Raw genomic sequence first — 15,484 nt, forward strand, 5'->3', positions numbered from 1 at the left:
ATTGCGTGGCCGCGATTGGACAGTTTGCACGCGGTCAGCAAGGAGAGTCGCGCCATGGATGATGTGTCACGAAAAAAGAGTGAACCGACATACCGGCGCGTGCTGATAAAGATCTCCGGCGAGGCCCTGATGGGCAGCCAGGGCTTCGGCCTGCATCCTCCCACGGTGGAGCGCATCGCCGGGCAGATCAAGAACGTCACCGCGATGGGCGTCGAGGTCTGCATGGTGATCGGCGGCGGCAACATCTTCCGCGGGCTGCAGGGCTCCGCCCAGGGCATGGAGCGCACCACGGCCGATTACATGGGCATGCTTGCCACCGTGATGAACGCGCTGGCCATGCAGGGCGCGCTGGAATCGATCGGGGTGTTCACCCGCGTCGTCTCCGCCATTCCGATGGACCAGGTCTGCGAGCCCTACATCCGCCGCCGCGCCGTGCGGCACCTGGAGAAGAAGCGGGTGGTGATCTTTGCCGCCGGCACCGGGAACCCCTATTTCACCACCGACACCGCCGCCACCCTGCGCGCCTCGGAGATGTCCTGCGAGGCGATCTTCAAGGGCACGCAGGTCGACGGGGTCTACGACAGCGACCCCAAGCAGAACCCGGACGCGAAGCGCTTCGAGCGCATCAGCTACGACGAGGTGCTGATGCGCAACCTCAAGGTGATGGATGCCTCCGCGATCGCGCTGGCCCGGGACAACAAGCTGCCCATCGTCGTGTTTTCGCTCGCCACCGAGGCCGGTCTGGCGGGTGTTCTGCGCGGCGAGGGGCAATTCACGACCGTGGGGCAATCCTGACGCCCCCCAAGGAGACGATCATGGCCGAGGACATCGACATCGACATCGCCGCGCTGCAGAAGCGCATGGACGGCGCGCTCACCTCGCTGCGCCAGGAGTTCCTTTCGCTGCGCACCGGACGGGCCTCCGCCTCGATGCTGGACCCGATCATGGTGGAGGCCTACGGCTCGACCATGCCGGTGAACCAGTGCGGCACCGTGAACGTGCCCGAACCGCGGATGATCACCATCAACGTCTGGGACAAGGGCATGATCAACGCGGTGGAGAAGGCGCTGCGCACCTCCGGCCTGGGGATCAACCCGGTGGTGGACGGCCCGATCATCCGCCTGCCGATCCCCGAGCTGAACGAGGAGCGCCGCCGCGAACTGGCCAAGCTCGCCGGCCACTACGCGGAGAACGCCCGCGTGGCCGTGCGCAACGTGCGGCGCGACGGCATGGACCAGATCAAGAAGGCCAAGGCCGACGGCATGGGCGAGGACGATTCCAAGATCTGGTCCGACGAGATCCAGGAGCTGACCGACCAGGCGATCAAGAACATCGACAAGGCCCTTGACTCCAAGCAAGAAGAAATCATGCAGGTATGATGGCCAGCGTCGGGCGGGAGAGAGCGGAGTATCCAGATGCGTGATGAGGCGCGGGACCAGCGCGGATGCATGCCGGCCCATGTTGCCATCATCATGGATGGCAACGGCAGATGGGCCGAGAGCCGGGGCCTGTCCCGGCTCAACGGTCACCGCAAGGGCGCCGAAGTGGTGCGCGAGGTTGTCCGGGCCTGCCCTGATCTGGGCCTCACGCATCTCACGCTGTTCGCCTTCTCCACCGAGAACTGGAAGCGGCCCGTGCGCGAGGTGCTGGGGCTGATGGCGCTGTTTCGCCGCTACATCCGCGCCGAGGCCGACGAGCTGGCCACCAAGGGCGTGCAGGTGCGCTTCATCGGCGAACGGTCCCGGCTGCACCCGAGCCTGCAGAAGCTGATGGCCGGGCTGGAGGCACGCACCGCCGGGAATGACCAGCTCGTGCTCACCATCGCGATCAATTACGGCGGGCGCGACGAGCTCACCCGCGCCGCCCGGGCGCTGGCGCAGCGCGTGGCCTCCGGCGCGCTCGCGGCCGATGCCGTCACCGCGGACGTGTTCGCCGACGCGCTCGACACCACCGGGCTGCCGGACCCGGACCTGGTGATCCGCACCTCCGGGGAGATGCGCATTTCCAACTTCCTGCTCTGGCAGGCGGCCTATTCCGAATACGCCTTCGTGGACGTGCAGTGGCCCGATTTCAGCGTGCCCGAGTTCGCGCGGGTGCTGCACGAGTTCACCAAGCGTGAACGCCGTTTCGGTGCGGTTACGGCGTGAGCGGGACCCGGTTCGCAGACCTGAGAACCCGGACCCTTGCGGGCCTCGGGCTGGGCGCCGTCGCTCTCGCGGCCGTGGCGGCGGGGGACTACTGGTCCGCGGCGCTGTTCGCGGTGGCCGGGGGCGCGATGGCCTGGGAGCTGCGCCGGATGACCGGGGCAGGGCGCGGCGCGGCGGAATGGGTGATGATCGGGGCCACGATGCTCGCCGTCCTCGCCACCGAGATGATGCGGCTGCGCTGGGGCATCGCGGTGCTCGGGCTGGGCGCGCTGCTCCTCCTCCTTCTCGAACGACACAAGACCGGCTGGCAGGTGTTCGGGCTGGTCTACATCGGCCTGGCCATGTCGGCGGTGGACGGGCTGCGCAACGATCCGCTTTACGGGTTCGACGCGGTGCTCTGGCTGTTCCTCACCGTCATCGCCTCCGACGTGGGCGGCTATTTCGGCGGGCGGATCGTGGGCGGGCCGAAGCTCTGGCCCCGGGTGAGCCCGAAGAAGACCTGGGCCGGCACCGTGGCCGGCATGGCGCTCGCCGCCATCGTGGGGGCGTTCTTCTCGCGCTGGACCACCGGCACGCTGGTCGAGGAGGTCGCCACCGTCTCCGCCGTCACGGCGCTGATGTCCCAGGCCGGCGATATCGGCGAGAGCGCGGTGAAGCGGCATTTCCGCGTGAAGGACAGCAGCCGCCTCATTCCCGGGCATGGCGGGGTGCTGGACCGGCTGGACGGGCTGATGGCCGCCGGGCTGTTCAGCGCCGTGATCACCTTCGCCCGCGGCACGTCGCTGTTCATATGGTGAGCCAGATGCATCGCAGTGTTTCGATCCTCGGGGCCACCGGCTCCGTCGGGTCCCAGACCGTCCGTCTGCTGCAGGCGCAGGGCGGGGCGGAGCGCTACAGGGTCCGCGCGCTCACCGGCAACGGCAACATCGCGCTGCTGGCCGACATGGCCCGTGCCCTGCGTGCCGAGGTGGCGGTGACGGCGGACCTGGCGCGGCTCGCGGAGCTGCGCGCCGCCCTCGCGGGCTCCGGCACCGAGGCCGCCGCCGGGCCGGAGGCGCTGGTCGAGGCCGCGAGCCGGCCGGTGGACTGGACCATGTCCTCGATCGTCGGCGTGGCGGGGCTGGCGCCCACGCTGGCGGCCGCGGCGCGCGCCGGAACGCTGGCGCTGGCCAACAAGGAGAGCCTGGTCTGTGCCGGGGCGCTGCTGAAGGCCACGGTCGCGGCCTCCGGCGCCGTGCTCATCCCGGCCGACAGCGAGCATTCGGCCATCTTCCAGGTGCTGCAGGGCGGGCAGGGCACCATCGCCCGGCTGATCCTCACCGCCTCCGGCGGCCCGTTCCGGGACTGGGACCGCGCGCGCATGGCCACGGCCACGCCGGCCCAGGCGGTGGCGCATCCGAACTGGGACATGGGCCGGAAGATCTCTGTCGACAGCGCGAGCATGTTCAACAAGGCGCTGGAGATGATCGAGGCACACGAACTGTTCACGATCACGCCGGACTGTATAGACGTGCTGGTGCATCGCCAGTCCATCGTGCATTCTCTGGTGGAGTTCGCCGACGGCGTCCAGCTGGCCCAGCTCGGCGCGCCGGACATGGTGGGCCCGATCGGTTTCGCGCTGAACTGGCCGGAGCGCAGCGCGCTGCCGGTCGAGCGGCTGGACCTGGCCGCGGTGGGGGCGCTCACCTTCGAGGCGCCGGATGCGGAGCGGTTTCCCGCCCTGCGTCTCGCGCGCGAAACGATGCGCGCCGGCGGGCTGATGGGGGCCGTGTTCAACGGTGCGAAGGAAACGGCGCTCGAGGCATTCCTGGAGGGCCGGTGCGGATTTCTCGACATGGCAGACCATGTCGAACATGCGCTGGAGCAGCTGGAGGGCTGGGCCGCGCGCGACAGTGCCGCGGCCGGGCGCGAGGCGGTTCTTGCCGCCGATGCCGAGGCCCGGGCGCTGACGGCCGAGAGGATCAGGCGCCGCGTGGCGTGAGGAGGTAGGGATACATGGAGTTCGCCGCCGAGCTTGCCGACAAGCTCTATTACCTGTGGTTCATCGTTGTCCTCGGCATCGTGGTCTTCGTGCATGAGTACGGGCATTACATCGTCGGGCGCTGGTGCGGGATCCACGCAGAGGTGTTCTCCATCGGCTTCGGCAAGGAGCTCTTCGCCTGGACCGACAGCCGCGGCACGCGCTGGCGCATCGGCCTGCTGCCGCTGGGAGGTTTCGTGAAGTTCCTCGGCGACGCCGACGGCACCTCCAGCGCGCCGGATGACGCGGCCCTGGCGAAGATGGACGCGCGCACCCTGCGACACAGTTTCCACGGCGCGGCAGTGTGGCGCAGGGCGCTCGCGGTCGCCGCCGGGCCGGTGTTCAACTTCATCCTGTCCGTCGTGGTCTTCGCCGGGCTGGCCATGTGGCAGGGCCAGGCGGTTCCGGGCGCGAAGGTGGGCTCCGTCAGCCAGGTGGAGGGCCATGATTTCGGCCTGCGCGCGGGAGACGAGATCCTGAGCGTGAACGGCGCCGCCGTCACCGGGCTGGGCGGGCTCTACGCCACCGCCGCCGCGATGCCGCAGCCGGGGCCGCTGGAGGTGACGCTGGAGCGCGACGGCCGCGAGATCACCACCGAGATCCCCTACGTGAACCCGCCGCTGGTCGGCTGGGTGGCGCCGATGTCCGCCGCCATGGGCGCGGGCCTGCGCGAGAACGACCTGATCACCGCGATCGACGGTACGCCCATCGCCTCGTTCCGCGAGCTGCAGCAGATGGTCATGGCCTCGCAGGACAAGTCGCTGAGCGTGAGCCTGCTGCGGGACGGCCAGCCGCGCGAGGTGACCCTCACGCCGGTGATGACCGATATCGAGGACGGGCAGGGCGGCTACGTCCGCCGCCCGGTGATCGGCATCTCCAGCGGCGTGCCCATCATGCCGGAGCTGCGCACCCCCATGCCCTGGGAGGCCGCGAGCCTGGGCGTGGAGCGCACCTGGTCGGTGATCGCGGGTTCGGTGAGCGGCATCTACCACATCATCGCGGGCGACGTGAGCGCGCGCAACCTGCAGGGCCCGCTGGGCATCATGCAGGTGTCGGGAGACACGGCGCGCTCCGGGCTGGACGACCTGGTGAACCTGCTGGCGGTGATCTCCACGGCCATCGGTTTCCTGAACCTGATGCCCGTTCCGGTGCTGGACGGGGGACATCTGGTGTTTCTGGGCTACGAGGCGGTGCGCGGGCGCCCGCCGGCGGACAGGTGGGTGGAGTATGCGTCGGGTCTCGGGCTTGCAATGGTCCTCATGCTCATGCTTTTTGCTACCTATAACGACGTATTGCGACTCATAGGGCTGGCATGACCGGCCCAGGCGCAGCGAAAACTCACGGGCAAGGGGCAAGAGGTAGAAACATGACCATGGTGAACGACCGGGTGGCACGACCGCGGGGTATGGTACGTGCGCTCTGCCTTGCGACATGGGCCGGCCTCATGACATCCGCAGTCCCGTTCTGGCCGGTGAACGCCCAGTCGATCCAGAGCACGCAGCGCTTCGATACCATCGACGTGCGCGGCAACCGCCGGATCGAGGCCGAGACCATCCGGCTCTACTCCGGGCTCGAGGCCGGGAAGGCGTTCAGCGCGGAGGATCTCAACCTCGCCTCGCGCAAGATCTTCGCCACCGGCCTGTTCTCCGACGTGAACGTGCAGCCCTCCGGCGGCACCGTCGTGATCACCGTGACGGAGAACCCGACGATCAACCGGATCTCCTTCGAGGGCAACGACATCCTCGATGACGACACGCTCAACACCATCATCAACGAGCGCCCGCGCCGCGCCTACACCCGCGGCGGCGCGGAGGCGGACGCCCAGCTCATCATCGATGCCTACCGCCAGTCCGGCCGCTACGGCGCCGAGGTGAAGCCGGTGATCATCGAACAGCCGGACAACCGCGTCGACCTGGTGTTCGAGGTGTTCGAGGGCGAGGTGACGGAGGTGGAAAGCATCACCTTCGTGGGCAACAAGCAGATCTCCTCGCGCCGCCTGCGCCGCTCGATCCAGACCCAGGAAGCCAACCTGCTGAGCTTCCTGTTCACCTCGGACAACTATGATCCGGACCGGCTGGAACTCGACAAGCAGATGCTGCGCCGCTACTACCTCGAGCACGGTTTCGTGGACTTCACGGTCCTCTCCGCCGCAGCCGAGCTGTCGGTGGACCGTACCGGGTTCTACGTGACCTTCGCCCTCGACGAGGGCGAGCAGTACACCTACGGCCCCGCCACGGTGAGCACGCAGGCCGCGGGCCTCGATCCGGCGGAGTTCGAGCCGCTGATCCAGACCACGGAAGGCGACACCTACAACATCCGCGACGTTGAAAAGACCATCGACGAGATGACCTTCCTCGCCGGCCAGAAGGGCTACGCCTTCATCCAGGTGCGCCCGCAGGTGGTCAAGGACGAGGTGAACCACACCATCTCGATCGATTACCAGCTGGTCGAGGGCCCGAAGGTCTATGTCGAGCGCATCGACATCCGCGGCAACACCTCCACGCTGGACCGGGTGATCCGCCGCCAGTTCGACGTGGTGGAAGGCGACGCCTTCGACAGCCGTGCCATCGAGCGCGCGCGCCAGAACATCTCGGACCTGGACTTCTTCAGCAAGGAGGATGTCCGCGTCGAACCCGGCTCGGACGATGACCGCGCCGTCGTGGTCGTCGATGTCGAAGAGAAGCTCACCGGCTCACTGTCCTTCGGTGTGGGCTACTCGTCCTCGGACGGGCCCATCGGCAGCTTCGTGATCGCGGAGGACAACTTCCTCGGCCGCGGCCAGCAGGTCTCCACCCAGTTCGTGATCTCCGGCGAATACCAGTCGGTGGCCTTCGACTTCTTCGAACCCGCGCTGCTGGACCGCGACCTGGGAGCCGGCTTCAACGTCTACTACCGCCAGACCGACCGCACGGACGAAAGCTCCTACAACGAGACCAACATCGGCTTCCAGCCGCGCATGGTGTTCCCGCTGTCGGAGAGCGGCGATCTCGAGGTGCGCTACCGCATCTCTCAGGACGAGATCGACCCGATCGACCGCAGCGGCTCCCAGCGCACCTCGGAGTTCATCAAGGCGGAGGAGGGCACCCGCCTCACCTCCAGCATCGGCTACACCTACACCTGGGACGAGCGCGACGACCCGGTGGAAACCCGCGCGGGCTGGCTGATGAAGATCAGCCAGGATTTCGCCGGCATCGGCGGCGATTCCTACTACGTGAAGAACGTGGCCAGCATGAAGGGCTTCACCAGCTTCCTCGACGGCGACCTGGTGCTCTCCGCCGAAGTGGAAGGCGGCGCGCTGATCGGGTTTGACGACGACACCACGGTGACCGAGCGCTTCTTCCTCGGCGGCGACACGTTCCGCGGCTTCACCTACGGCGGTTTCGGCCCGCGCGACCGCGGCACGGATTTCTCCGGCCACGGCGTGGACGACGCGCTCGGCGGCAACTTCTACGCCGTCACGCGCCTGCAGGCCTCGTTCCCGCTGGGCCTGCCGGACGATTACGGGCTTTACGGCGGCTTCTTCGCCGATATCGGAACGCTCTGGGGCCTCGACAGCACCAGCATCACCAGCGCCAACGGCAACCAGACCCGCACGGTGGACGATGCCCCGAACCTGCGCGCCGCCCTGGGTGTGAGCCTGTTCTGGGACAGCACCTTCGGCCCGCTCCGGTTCAACCTTGCCTATCCGGTGATGTCGGAGAAGGGCGATGACAAGGAATACTTCCGTTTCACGGCCGGCACGCGCTTCTGAGCGCCTGCCGGTGCGTCACCGGTTCCGCTCCGCCGCCTTTGGCGCCCTGCTGATCGCGGCGGCGTCCGCTTCGGCGGCCTGGCCGGTCCTCGCGGAGGACCGGCTGCCGGTGGTGATCATCTACCAGGAGCAGTTGCTGGAGAAGTCCCTCGCCGGGCAGGAGTTCCGCCGCAAGGAGGAGCAGCGCACCAGCGAGCTGGTGGCCGAGCGCAAGCGCATCGACGCGGAGTTCGAGGCGGAGGAAAAGCGCCTCGCTGCTCTGCGCCCCACCGTCAGCCGCGAGGAATTTTCCAAGCTCGCCAAGGCTTTCGACGAGAAGGTGCAGGCCGCGCGCGAGGCGCAGGACCAGAAGGCCGCCGAGGTGTCCAGGGAATTCGAAGACAACCGCCGCGCCTTTTTCGAGGGGTTGCAGCCGGTGCTGGTGGAGGTGATGCAGACCTTCGGCGCCGGGGTGATGCTGGACGGGCGCAGCGTGCTTCTGGCGGATCCCGCGCTCGATGTCACCGGCGACGTGATCAGCCTGATGGACGCGCGCTTCCGCGCGGGAGACGGAGAGACCGGGCAGCCGGCCCCCGGGCCCGCGCCGCTGGAGAGCTACCCGCTTCCCGGCTTCAAGGTGATGCCGCATGACGTGCCCCAGCGCGAGGGCAACCCGCTGGCGGAGCCCGCCCCCGCCGGGCCGCCGGCCGCTCCTGCACTGCAGGACGGGGCCTCTCAATCGCCCGTGCCGCCCCGGTAACGCGCTACGGGCTTGACGCGCGCCGCCGCCGAATGTCTAACCGGCGCCGAATTCATCTCGTGAGGACAAGACAATGGCAGGCGACGAGGACGTCACGGAACTGGGCTTCGCGGATCTCGAGACCATCCAGCGGATGATCCCGCATCGCTACCCGTTCCTGTTTATCGATGCTGTGAAGGAGATCCGCCGCGGCGTGAGCGCGGTCGGCGTGAAGAACGTCACCATCAACGAGCCGCATTTCCAGGGCCATTTCCCGGCGAAGCCGGTGATGCCCGGGGTGCTGATCGTCGAGGCGATGGCGCAGACCTCCGGCGTGCTGGTGGTCGACACGCTGGGCATGGCCGACCAGGGGCTGCTGGTCTACTTCATGACCCTCGACAAGTCGCGCTTCCGCAAGGTCGTGGTGCCGGGCGACCAGCTGGAACTGCACGTGAAGGTGCTGCGCGGGCGCGGCAAGATCTGGAAGTTCTGGGGCGAGGCGAAGGTGGGCGGTGAACTGGTGGCGGAAGCCGAGTATTCCGCGATGATCATCACGCCGGAAGACGCCCGCGCGAAAGGTGCCGCCACGTGAGCATTCACTCGGAGGCACGCATTCATCCCAGCTCCGTCATCGAGGACGGAGCGACCATCGGCGCCGGCTGCGTGATCGGCCCGTTCTGCACCGTGGGCCCGGACGTGCGCCTCGCGGAGCGGGTGGAACTCATCTCCCATGTCGCGGTGGCCGGCCACACCGAGGTGGGCAACGACACCCGGATCTGGCCCTTCGCCTCCATCGGCCACCAGCCGCAGGACCTGAAGTACCGTGGCGAGGCCACGCGCCTGGTGATCGGCGCCCGCAACATGATCCGCGAGCATGTGACCATGAACCCCGGCACCGAAGGCGGCGGCGGGGTGACCCGGGTCGGCGACGGCGGCCTGTTCATGGTGGCGGTGCACATCGGGCATGACTGCATCGTCGGCGACGGCGTGGTTCTGGCCAACAACGCCACGCTGGGCGGCCATGTGCAGATGGGCGACAACGTGGTGATGGGCGGGCTTTCGGCCGTGCACCAGTGGTGCCGCGTGGGCCGCGGGGCGATGATCGGCGGCGTGAGCGGCGTGGTGAATGACGTGATCCCGCACGGGCTGGTGACCGGGGACCGCGCGCGCCTGCACGGGCTGAACCTCGTCGGGCTGAAGCGCCGCGGTGTGCCGCGCGACGAGCTGAACGCCCTGCGCGCCGCCTACAAGGCCCTGTTCGTGGACGGGGAAGGCCCGCTGGCGGACCGGGCGCGCGCCGTCTCCGACGCCTGGCCCGAACACGCGCTGGTGGCCGAGATCGCCGGCTTCATCCTGGCGGACAGCTCGCGCTCCTTCTGCACGCCATGAGGCTGGGCATCATTGCCGGAACCGGTGCGCTGCCGCGGCTCATCGCGGAGGAGGAGCGCCGTCTCGGCAGGCCACCGCTGGTGGTGACCTTCGAGGGCACCGAGATCGACTGGCTTTCGGGCTTTGATCACGTCCACCTGCCGTTCGAGAAGGCCGGCCGGCTGTTCCGCGCCCTGCGCGGTGCCGGCTGCGAGACCCTCACCTTCGCCGGCGCGATGCAGCGCCCGCGCCTCAACCCCATCCGGTTCGACTTTGCCGCGGTGCGCATCGCGGCGAAGGTGTTCCAGTTGCTGAAATCCGGCGATGACGCGATGTTGCGGGGCTTTGCCGCGGTGCTGGAGGCAGAGGGCTTCCGCGTGGCAGCGCCGCACAGCTTCCTGCAGGGGCTGCTGGCGGAGGAGGGCGTGCTCACCCGTCAGCAGCCTTCCGAGGCGGACCGGGCCGACGCCGCACGCGCCGCGCTTCTGGCGCGCCATCTCGGCGCGGCGGATGTCGGGCAAGGCGCGGTGGTGGCCCAGGGCCTGTGCCTCGGGCTGGAGACCCTGCAGGGCACCGACGCCATGCTCGACTTCGTGGCCCGCACGGCGCCCGGCCTGCGGCCGGACCCGGAGGGCGGCCGCGGCGTGTTGCTGAAGGCGCCGAAACCGGGGCAAGACTGGCGGGTGGACCTGCCGGCGATCGGGGCGCACACCCTGAAGGGCGCCCATGCGGCCGGGCTCGCCGGCGTGGTGGTCGAGGCCGGCGGCGTGCTGCTCCTCGGGCGCGACGAGCTGATCGCGGAGGCCGACAGGCTGGGCCTGTTCCTCTGGGGGCGGCCGGTGACGGTGACGGACCAGGCCTCCTGAAGGGGCCGCCGGCCGGGCAGGCCGGGTTGAGCGGCCGCCAGTGGCCGGAACAGGGAGAGGACATGGGCACGCGGACCATCTTCATCGTGGCGGGGGAGCCTTCGGGAGACCGGCTCGGCGCCGAGCTGATGCGCGCCCTGCGCCGGCGCTCGGCCGACGAGATCCGCTTCGAGGGGGTCGGCGGGCCGCAGATGGAGGCCGAGGGGCTGAGCTCGCTGTTCCCGATCTCCGATATCGCCGTGCTCGGGGTGTTCGAGATCCTGCCGCGGCTGCGCCTGCTCCTGCGCCGGATCAACGAGACAGCCCGGGCCTGCATCGCCAGCGGCGCGGACGCGCTGGTGACCATCGATGCGCCGGGCTTCTCGCTGCGGGTCTCGCCCAAGGTGAAGGCGGCGCGGCCGGAGATCCGGACCATCCATTACGTGGCGCCCTCGGTCTGGGCCTGGCGGCCGAACCGGGCGAAGCTGATGGCCCGCCACACCGACCACGTTCTGGCGCTGCTGCCCTTCGAGCCGCCCTACATGACGGAAGTCGGCATGGGCTGCGACTTCGTCGGCCACCCGATCGCCGAGCTGGAGCCGCCGCCGGCCGCGGAGATCGAGCAGTTCCGCGACGGGTTCGCAAGCCGGCCCATCCTGCTGGTGCTGCTGGGCAGCCGGCGCTCCGAGGTGGCCCGGCTGGGGCCGATCTTCGGCGAGACGGTGGCGCAGCTCGCGCAGGCCGTGCCGGGGTTGCAGGTGGTGATCCCGGCGGCGGGCGCGGTGATCGAGGATGTCGAGGCGATGGTGGCCACTTGGCCGGTGCCGGTGCACCTGCTGGACCCGCGCGGGATGGCGCCGGCGGCGTCCGAGGCGCGCAAGTTCCTCGCCTTCGCCGGGGCGGATGTGGCGCTGGCGGCGTCCGGCACGGTGGTGATGGAGCTCGCGGCAATGGGTTGCCCGATGGTCGCCGGCTACAAGCTCAACGCCCTCACCGCCTTCGTGGTGCGCCGGCTGCTGCGGGTGAAATCCGGTAACCTCGTGAACCTGCTTACCGACAGCGATGTGGTTCCCGAGTTCTACCAGGAGGATTGCACGCCGGACGCGCTGGCCGGGGCGCTGCTGCCGCTGTTCATGCGCGGCGCGGAACGGGCGGCCCAACTCGCCGCCGAGGCCGAGGCGATGCGGGCCATCGGCCGGGGCGGGGAGCCGCCGTCCGACCGCGCGGCCTCCGCGGTGCTGCGTGTCATCGGCGCGCCGGAGGCCGGGACGCCCTAGCCCAGGGGGGTGACCACCGCGCCCGTCGCCTCCGCCAGAACGGCGGGGGAGACCCGGAACACCGCGTTCGGCGAGCCCGCCGCGGCCCAGACCGTGTCGAAGCCGAGCAGGGTCGGGTCCATGAACACCCGCGGCGCCTCCAGGTGGCCGATGGGCGACACGCCGCCGATGGCAAACCCGGTGCGTGCCCGCACTTCCGCCGCATCGGCCCGCCCGAGTTCCGTGCCGCAGGCGCGCGACGCGATCTCGGGATCCACCCGGTTTCCGCCCGCCACCAGCAACAGCACCAGCGTGCCGTCGCCACCGGCGAAGATCAGCGATTTCACGATCTGGTTCACCGCGCAGCCACAGGCCGCCGCGGCCTCGGCGGCGGTGCGGGTGCTGGCGTCCATCTCCCGCAGCGCGATGTCGAGGCCGAGCGCCTCGGCCGCGGCGCGCACGCGCTTCACACTCTTGCTCATCGCGAGCCCCCCCTCACATGCGAAGGCCGGGGTGGCTGCACCACCCCGGCCCGTTGTCTGCGGCCTGTCGACGGCGCTCAGCGCTTCTCGACATCCGTGTAGTCGCGGTAGGTGGCACCGGTGTAGAGCTGCCGCGGGCGGCCGATCTTCTGCACCGGCTCCTCCAGCATCTCCTTCCACTGCGAGATCCAGCCCACGGTCCGCGCCAGAGCGAAGATCGGGGTGAACAGCTCGGTCGGGAAGCCCATGGCCTCCAGGATGATGCCCGAGTAGAAGTCCACGTTCGGGTAGAGCTTCTTCTCCTTGAAGTACGGGTCCTCCAGCGCGATGCGCTCGAGTTCCTGCGCCACCTGGAGCAGCGGGTTGTCGGCGACGCCGAGCAGGTCCAGCACTTCCTTGGCGGTCTGCTGCATCACCTTCGCGCGCGGATCGAAGTTCTTGTACACGCGGTGGCCGAAGCCCATGAGGCGGAAGGGATCGTTCTTGTCCTTCGCGCGGTTCACGTACTCGGGGATGCGGTCGACCGAGCCGATCTCGCGCAGCATCTCCAGGCAGGCCTGGTTCGCACCGCCGTGGGCCGGGCCCCAGAGGCAGGCCACGCCGGCCGCGATGCAGGCGAACGGGTTCGCGCCCGAGGAGCCGGCGAGGCGGACGGTGGAGGTGGAGGCGTTCTGCTCATGGTCGGCATGCAGGGTGAAGATGCGGTCCATGGCGCGGGCCAGGATCGGGTTCACCTCATAGGGCTCTGCCGGCACGGCGAAGCACATGTGCAGGAAGTTCGACGCGTAGTCGAGGTCGTTGCGCGGGTAGACCATCGGCTGGCCGACGGAATACTTGAACGCCCAGGCCACGATCGTCGGCAGCTTGGCGATCAGGCGGATGGTCGCCACTTCGCGCTGCCAGGGGTCGGAGATATCGGTGCTGTCATGGTAGAAGGCCGACATCGCGCCGACCACGCCGCAGACCACCGCCATCGGGTGGGCATCGCGCCGGAAGCCGGAGTAGAAGTTCTTCATCTGCTCGTGGAGCATCGTGTGATGGGTCACACGGCTTTCGAAATCTTCCATCTGCGCGGCGGTGGGGAGTTCCCCGTAGAGCAGCAGGTAGCAGACTTCGAGGTAGTGGGATTTTTCAGCCAGCTGATCGATCGGATAACCACGGTAGAGCAGCTCGCCCTTGTCGCCATCGATGAAGGTGATCGCGGATTCGCAGGAGCCGGTCGACGTGAAGCCCGGATCGTAGGTGAACACGTCCATGTCGGCATAGAGCTTGCGGATGTCGATCACATCGGGCCCGAGCGTCGGGCTCATGATCGACAAATCCACGGATTTGTCCCCGATCGTGAGCTTCGCGGTCTTTGCGGACTCTGTCATATGTCGTTCCCCTGTCTGAGAGCGCCGGCGCCGGAACGGCTGCCGGATGCTGATGGCGCGGTGCCGCGCGGCGCGCGACACCGGAAATTCATTCCGCGGTGGCGTCAGCCAGCCGGGCCAGACTTTCCTCGCGCCCCAGTGTTACCATAACGTCAAACACGGAAGGGGACACGGTGCGCCCGGTCAGCGCCACGCGAAGCGGTTGGGCAATCTTGCCGAGCTTGATGTCCTCGGCCTCCGAGAAAGCATTGCATTCTGTCTCGAGATCGTCGCGGCTCCAGCTAGCATTTTGCAATCGCTGCGTCAATCTAGACAGTATACCACGGGATTCCGGCGTAATATGCTTCGCCGCCTTCTCGTCGGGAACGAAAGGGCGACTTCCGAGAATATAGTCAGCCATGTCAATGAGTTCAAGGAGGGTTTTGGCACGCTCCTTGAGCCCCGGCATTGCCTCCAGAAGCTGGGCCTGACGGGTGGAATCCGGCAGCTCCCGGCCCTGCACTTCAAAGAGTGCCAGCATGTGGTCCAGCAGGTGCCGGTCCTCCGCCGCGCGGATGTGCTGACCGGAGAGATTCTCCAGTTTCTTGAAGTCGAAGCGGGAGGCGGACTTGCCGATCTGCGGCAGGTCGAACCACTCCACCGCCTGTTCGGTGGTGAAGAACTCGTCGTCGCCATGGCTCCAGCCCAGCCGCGCGAGGTAGTTGCGCATCGCCTCGGGCAGGTAGCCCATGTCGCGATAGGCATCGACCCCGAGCGCCCCGTGCCGCTTGGAGAGCTTGGCGCCGTCGGGCCCGTGAATCAGCGGAATATGCGCGAAGACCGGCACGTCCCAGCCCGCGGCGCGGTAGATCAGCGACTGGCGGGCGGAATTGGTCAGGTGATCGTCCCCGCGGATCACATGGGTCACGCCCATGTCGTGGTCGTCCACCACCACCGCGTGCATGTAGGTCGGCACACCGTCCGAACGCAGCAGGATGAGGTCGTCCAGCGTCTCGTTCTTCCAGGTGACGGCGCCCTGCACCTCGTCCTGCACGGTGGTCTCGCCCTCCAGCGGCGCACGCAGGCGGATGACGAAGGGCGCGCCCTCCGGGGCGGTGGCCGGGTCCGCGTCGCGCCAGGGCGAGCGGAACAGCGGCGGACGGCCCTCGGCCTTGGCCGCCTCGCGGAAAGCCTCGATCTCCTCTCGGGTCGACCAGCAGCGATAGGCGGTGCCGCGCGCGACCATGTCCTCGGCCACCGCGCGATGGCGCGCGCCGCGTGCGAACTGGCTCACGGCCTCGCCGTCCCAGTCCAGCCCCAGCCAGCGCAGGCCTTCGAGAATCGCGGCCGTGGCCTCGGGGGTGGAGCGGGCGCGGTCGGTGTCCTCGATGCGCAACAGGAAGGTGCCGCCGCAGTGGCGCGCGTAGAGCCAGTTGAACAGCGCCGTGCGCGCTCCGCCGATGTGGAGGAACCCCGTCGGGGACGGCGCGAAGCGGGTAACGACCTGTCCGGTCTGTGCGTTCATGTTTCGTTAATCCTCGGGTC

At 68.7% G+C, this 15,484-nt stretch carries 15 protein-coding genes; 12 read left to right on the plus strand and 3 right to left on the minus strand.

Annotated features, from left to right (window positions below):
• Positions 1 to 54 precede the first annotated feature (54 nt).
• The 12 genes from pyrH to lpxB all read left to right on the plus strand — a co-directional run bounded on the left by pyrH (position 55) and on the right by lpxB (position 12,126).
• On the plus strand, positions 55 to 795 hold the full coding sequence (gene pyrH, locus FDP22_RS13650) for a UMP kinase (RefSeq protein ID WP_138574465.1): 741 nt from the start codon (positions 55 to 57) through the stop codon (positions 793 to 795).
• Positions 796 to 815: 20 nt separating this feature from the next.
• On the plus strand, positions 816 to 1,379 hold the full coding sequence (gene frr / locus FDP22_RS13655; RefSeq protein ID WP_138574467.1) for a ribosome recycling factor: 564 nt from the start codon (positions 816 to 818) through the stop codon (positions 1,377 to 1,379).
• 69 nt (positions 1,380 to 1,448) lie between these two features.
• Positions 1,449 to 2,147, plus strand: a complete 699-nt coding sequence (gene uppS, locus FDP22_RS13660; RefSeq protein WP_239031777.1) for a polyprenyl diphosphate synthase — start codon at positions 1,449 to 1,451, stop codon at positions 2,145 to 2,147.
• Complete coding sequence (locus FDP22_RS13665) at positions 2,144 to 2,944, plus strand: phosphatidate cytidylyltransferase (RefSeq protein ID WP_138574471.1); 801 nt, start codon at positions 2,144 to 2,146, stop codon at positions 2,942 to 2,944. Before uppS ends, FDP22_RS13665 begins: the two co-directional genes overlap by 4 nt.
• Positions 2,945 to 2,949: 5 nt before the next feature.
• On the plus strand, positions 2,950 to 4,128 hold the full coding sequence (dxr, locus tag FDP22_RS13670; RefSeq protein WP_138574473.1) for a 1-deoxy-D-xylulose-5-phosphate reductoisomerase: 1,179 nt from the start codon (positions 2,950 to 2,952) through the stop codon (positions 4,126 to 4,128).
• A 14-nt stretch (positions 4,129 to 4,142) separates the two neighbouring features.
• Positions 4,143 to 5,483 (plus strand): RIP metalloprotease RseP, encoded by a 1,341-nt coding sequence (rseP, locus tag FDP22_RS13675; protein ID WP_138574475.1) that lies wholly within the window; start codon positions 4,143 to 4,145, stop codon positions 5,481 to 5,483.
• 128 nt (positions 5,484 to 5,611) lie between these two features.
• Positions 5,612 to 7,918, plus strand: a complete 2,307-nt coding sequence (gene bamA / locus FDP22_RS13680; protein ID WP_170317701.1) for an outer membrane protein assembly factor BamA — start codon at positions 5,612 to 5,614, stop codon at positions 7,916 to 7,918.
• Between the two features lie 10 nt (positions 7,919 to 7,928).
• Positions 7,929 to 8,657, plus strand: a complete 729-nt coding sequence (locus FDP22_RS13685; protein WP_170317702.1) for an OmpH/Skp family outer membrane protein — start codon at positions 7,929 to 7,931, stop codon at positions 8,655 to 8,657.
• A gap of 73 nt (positions 8,658 to 8,730) precedes the next feature.
• Positions 8,731 to 9,228: a 3-hydroxyacyl-ACP dehydratase FabZ gene (gene fabZ, locus FDP22_RS13690; protein WP_138574481.1), complete on the plus strand. Its 498-nt coding sequence runs from the start codon at positions 8,731 to 8,733 to the stop codon at positions 9,226 to 9,228.
• A complete protein-coding gene (gene lpxA / locus FDP22_RS13695) occupies positions 9,225 to 10,025 on the plus strand; it encodes an acyl-ACP--UDP-N-acetylglucosamine O-acyltransferase (RefSeq protein WP_138574483.1) in 801 nt (266 codons plus the stop codon). The genes fabZ and lpxA overlap by 4 nt, the downstream gene beginning before the upstream one ends.
• The gene (locus tag FDP22_RS13700) at positions 10,022 to 10,870 is read left to right on the plus strand and encodes an LpxI family protein (protein WP_138574485.1); all 849 of its coding nucleotides are present in this window, start codon (positions 10,022 to 10,024) and stop codon (positions 10,868 to 10,870) included. The genes lpxA and FDP22_RS13700 overlap by 4 nt, the downstream gene beginning before the upstream one ends.
• 62 nt (positions 10,871 to 10,932) lie before the next feature.
• Positions 10,933 to 12,126, plus strand: coding sequence for a lipid-A-disaccharide synthase (gene lpxB / locus FDP22_RS13705; protein ID WP_138574487.1), 1,194 nt, complete (start codon positions 10,933 to 10,935; stop codon positions 12,124 to 12,126).
• Here the strand turns inward: lpxB and FDP22_RS13710 are convergent.
• The 3 genes from FDP22_RS13710 to gltX form a co-directional block, all read right to left on the minus strand.
• Positions 12,123 to 12,587, minus strand: coding sequence for a YbaK/EbsC family protein (locus FDP22_RS13710; protein ID WP_138574489.1), 465 nt, complete (start codon positions 12,585 to 12,587; stop codon positions 12,123 to 12,125). The genes lpxB and FDP22_RS13710 overlap by 4 nt on opposite strands.
• Before the next feature lie 77 nt (positions 12,588 to 12,664).
• Entirely contained in the window at positions 12,665 to 13,960 is a 1,296-nt protein-coding gene (gene gltA, locus FDP22_RS13715) for a citrate synthase (RefSeq protein ID WP_138574491.1), read from the minus strand.
• An 88-nt stretch (positions 13,961 to 14,048) separates the two neighbouring features.
• A complete protein-coding gene (gene gltX / locus FDP22_RS13720; protein WP_138574493.1) occupies positions 14,049 to 15,464 on the minus strand; it encodes a glutamate--tRNA ligase in 1,416 nt (471 codons plus the stop codon).
• Between the last annotated feature and the right edge of the window lie 20 nt (positions 15,465 to 15,484).

The sequence above is a fragment of the Paroceanicella profunda genome (genome assembly GCF_005887635.2).
Classification (GTDB): domain Bacteria; phylum Pseudomonadota; class Alphaproteobacteria; order Rhodobacterales; family Rhodobacteraceae; genus Paroceanicella; species Paroceanicella profunda.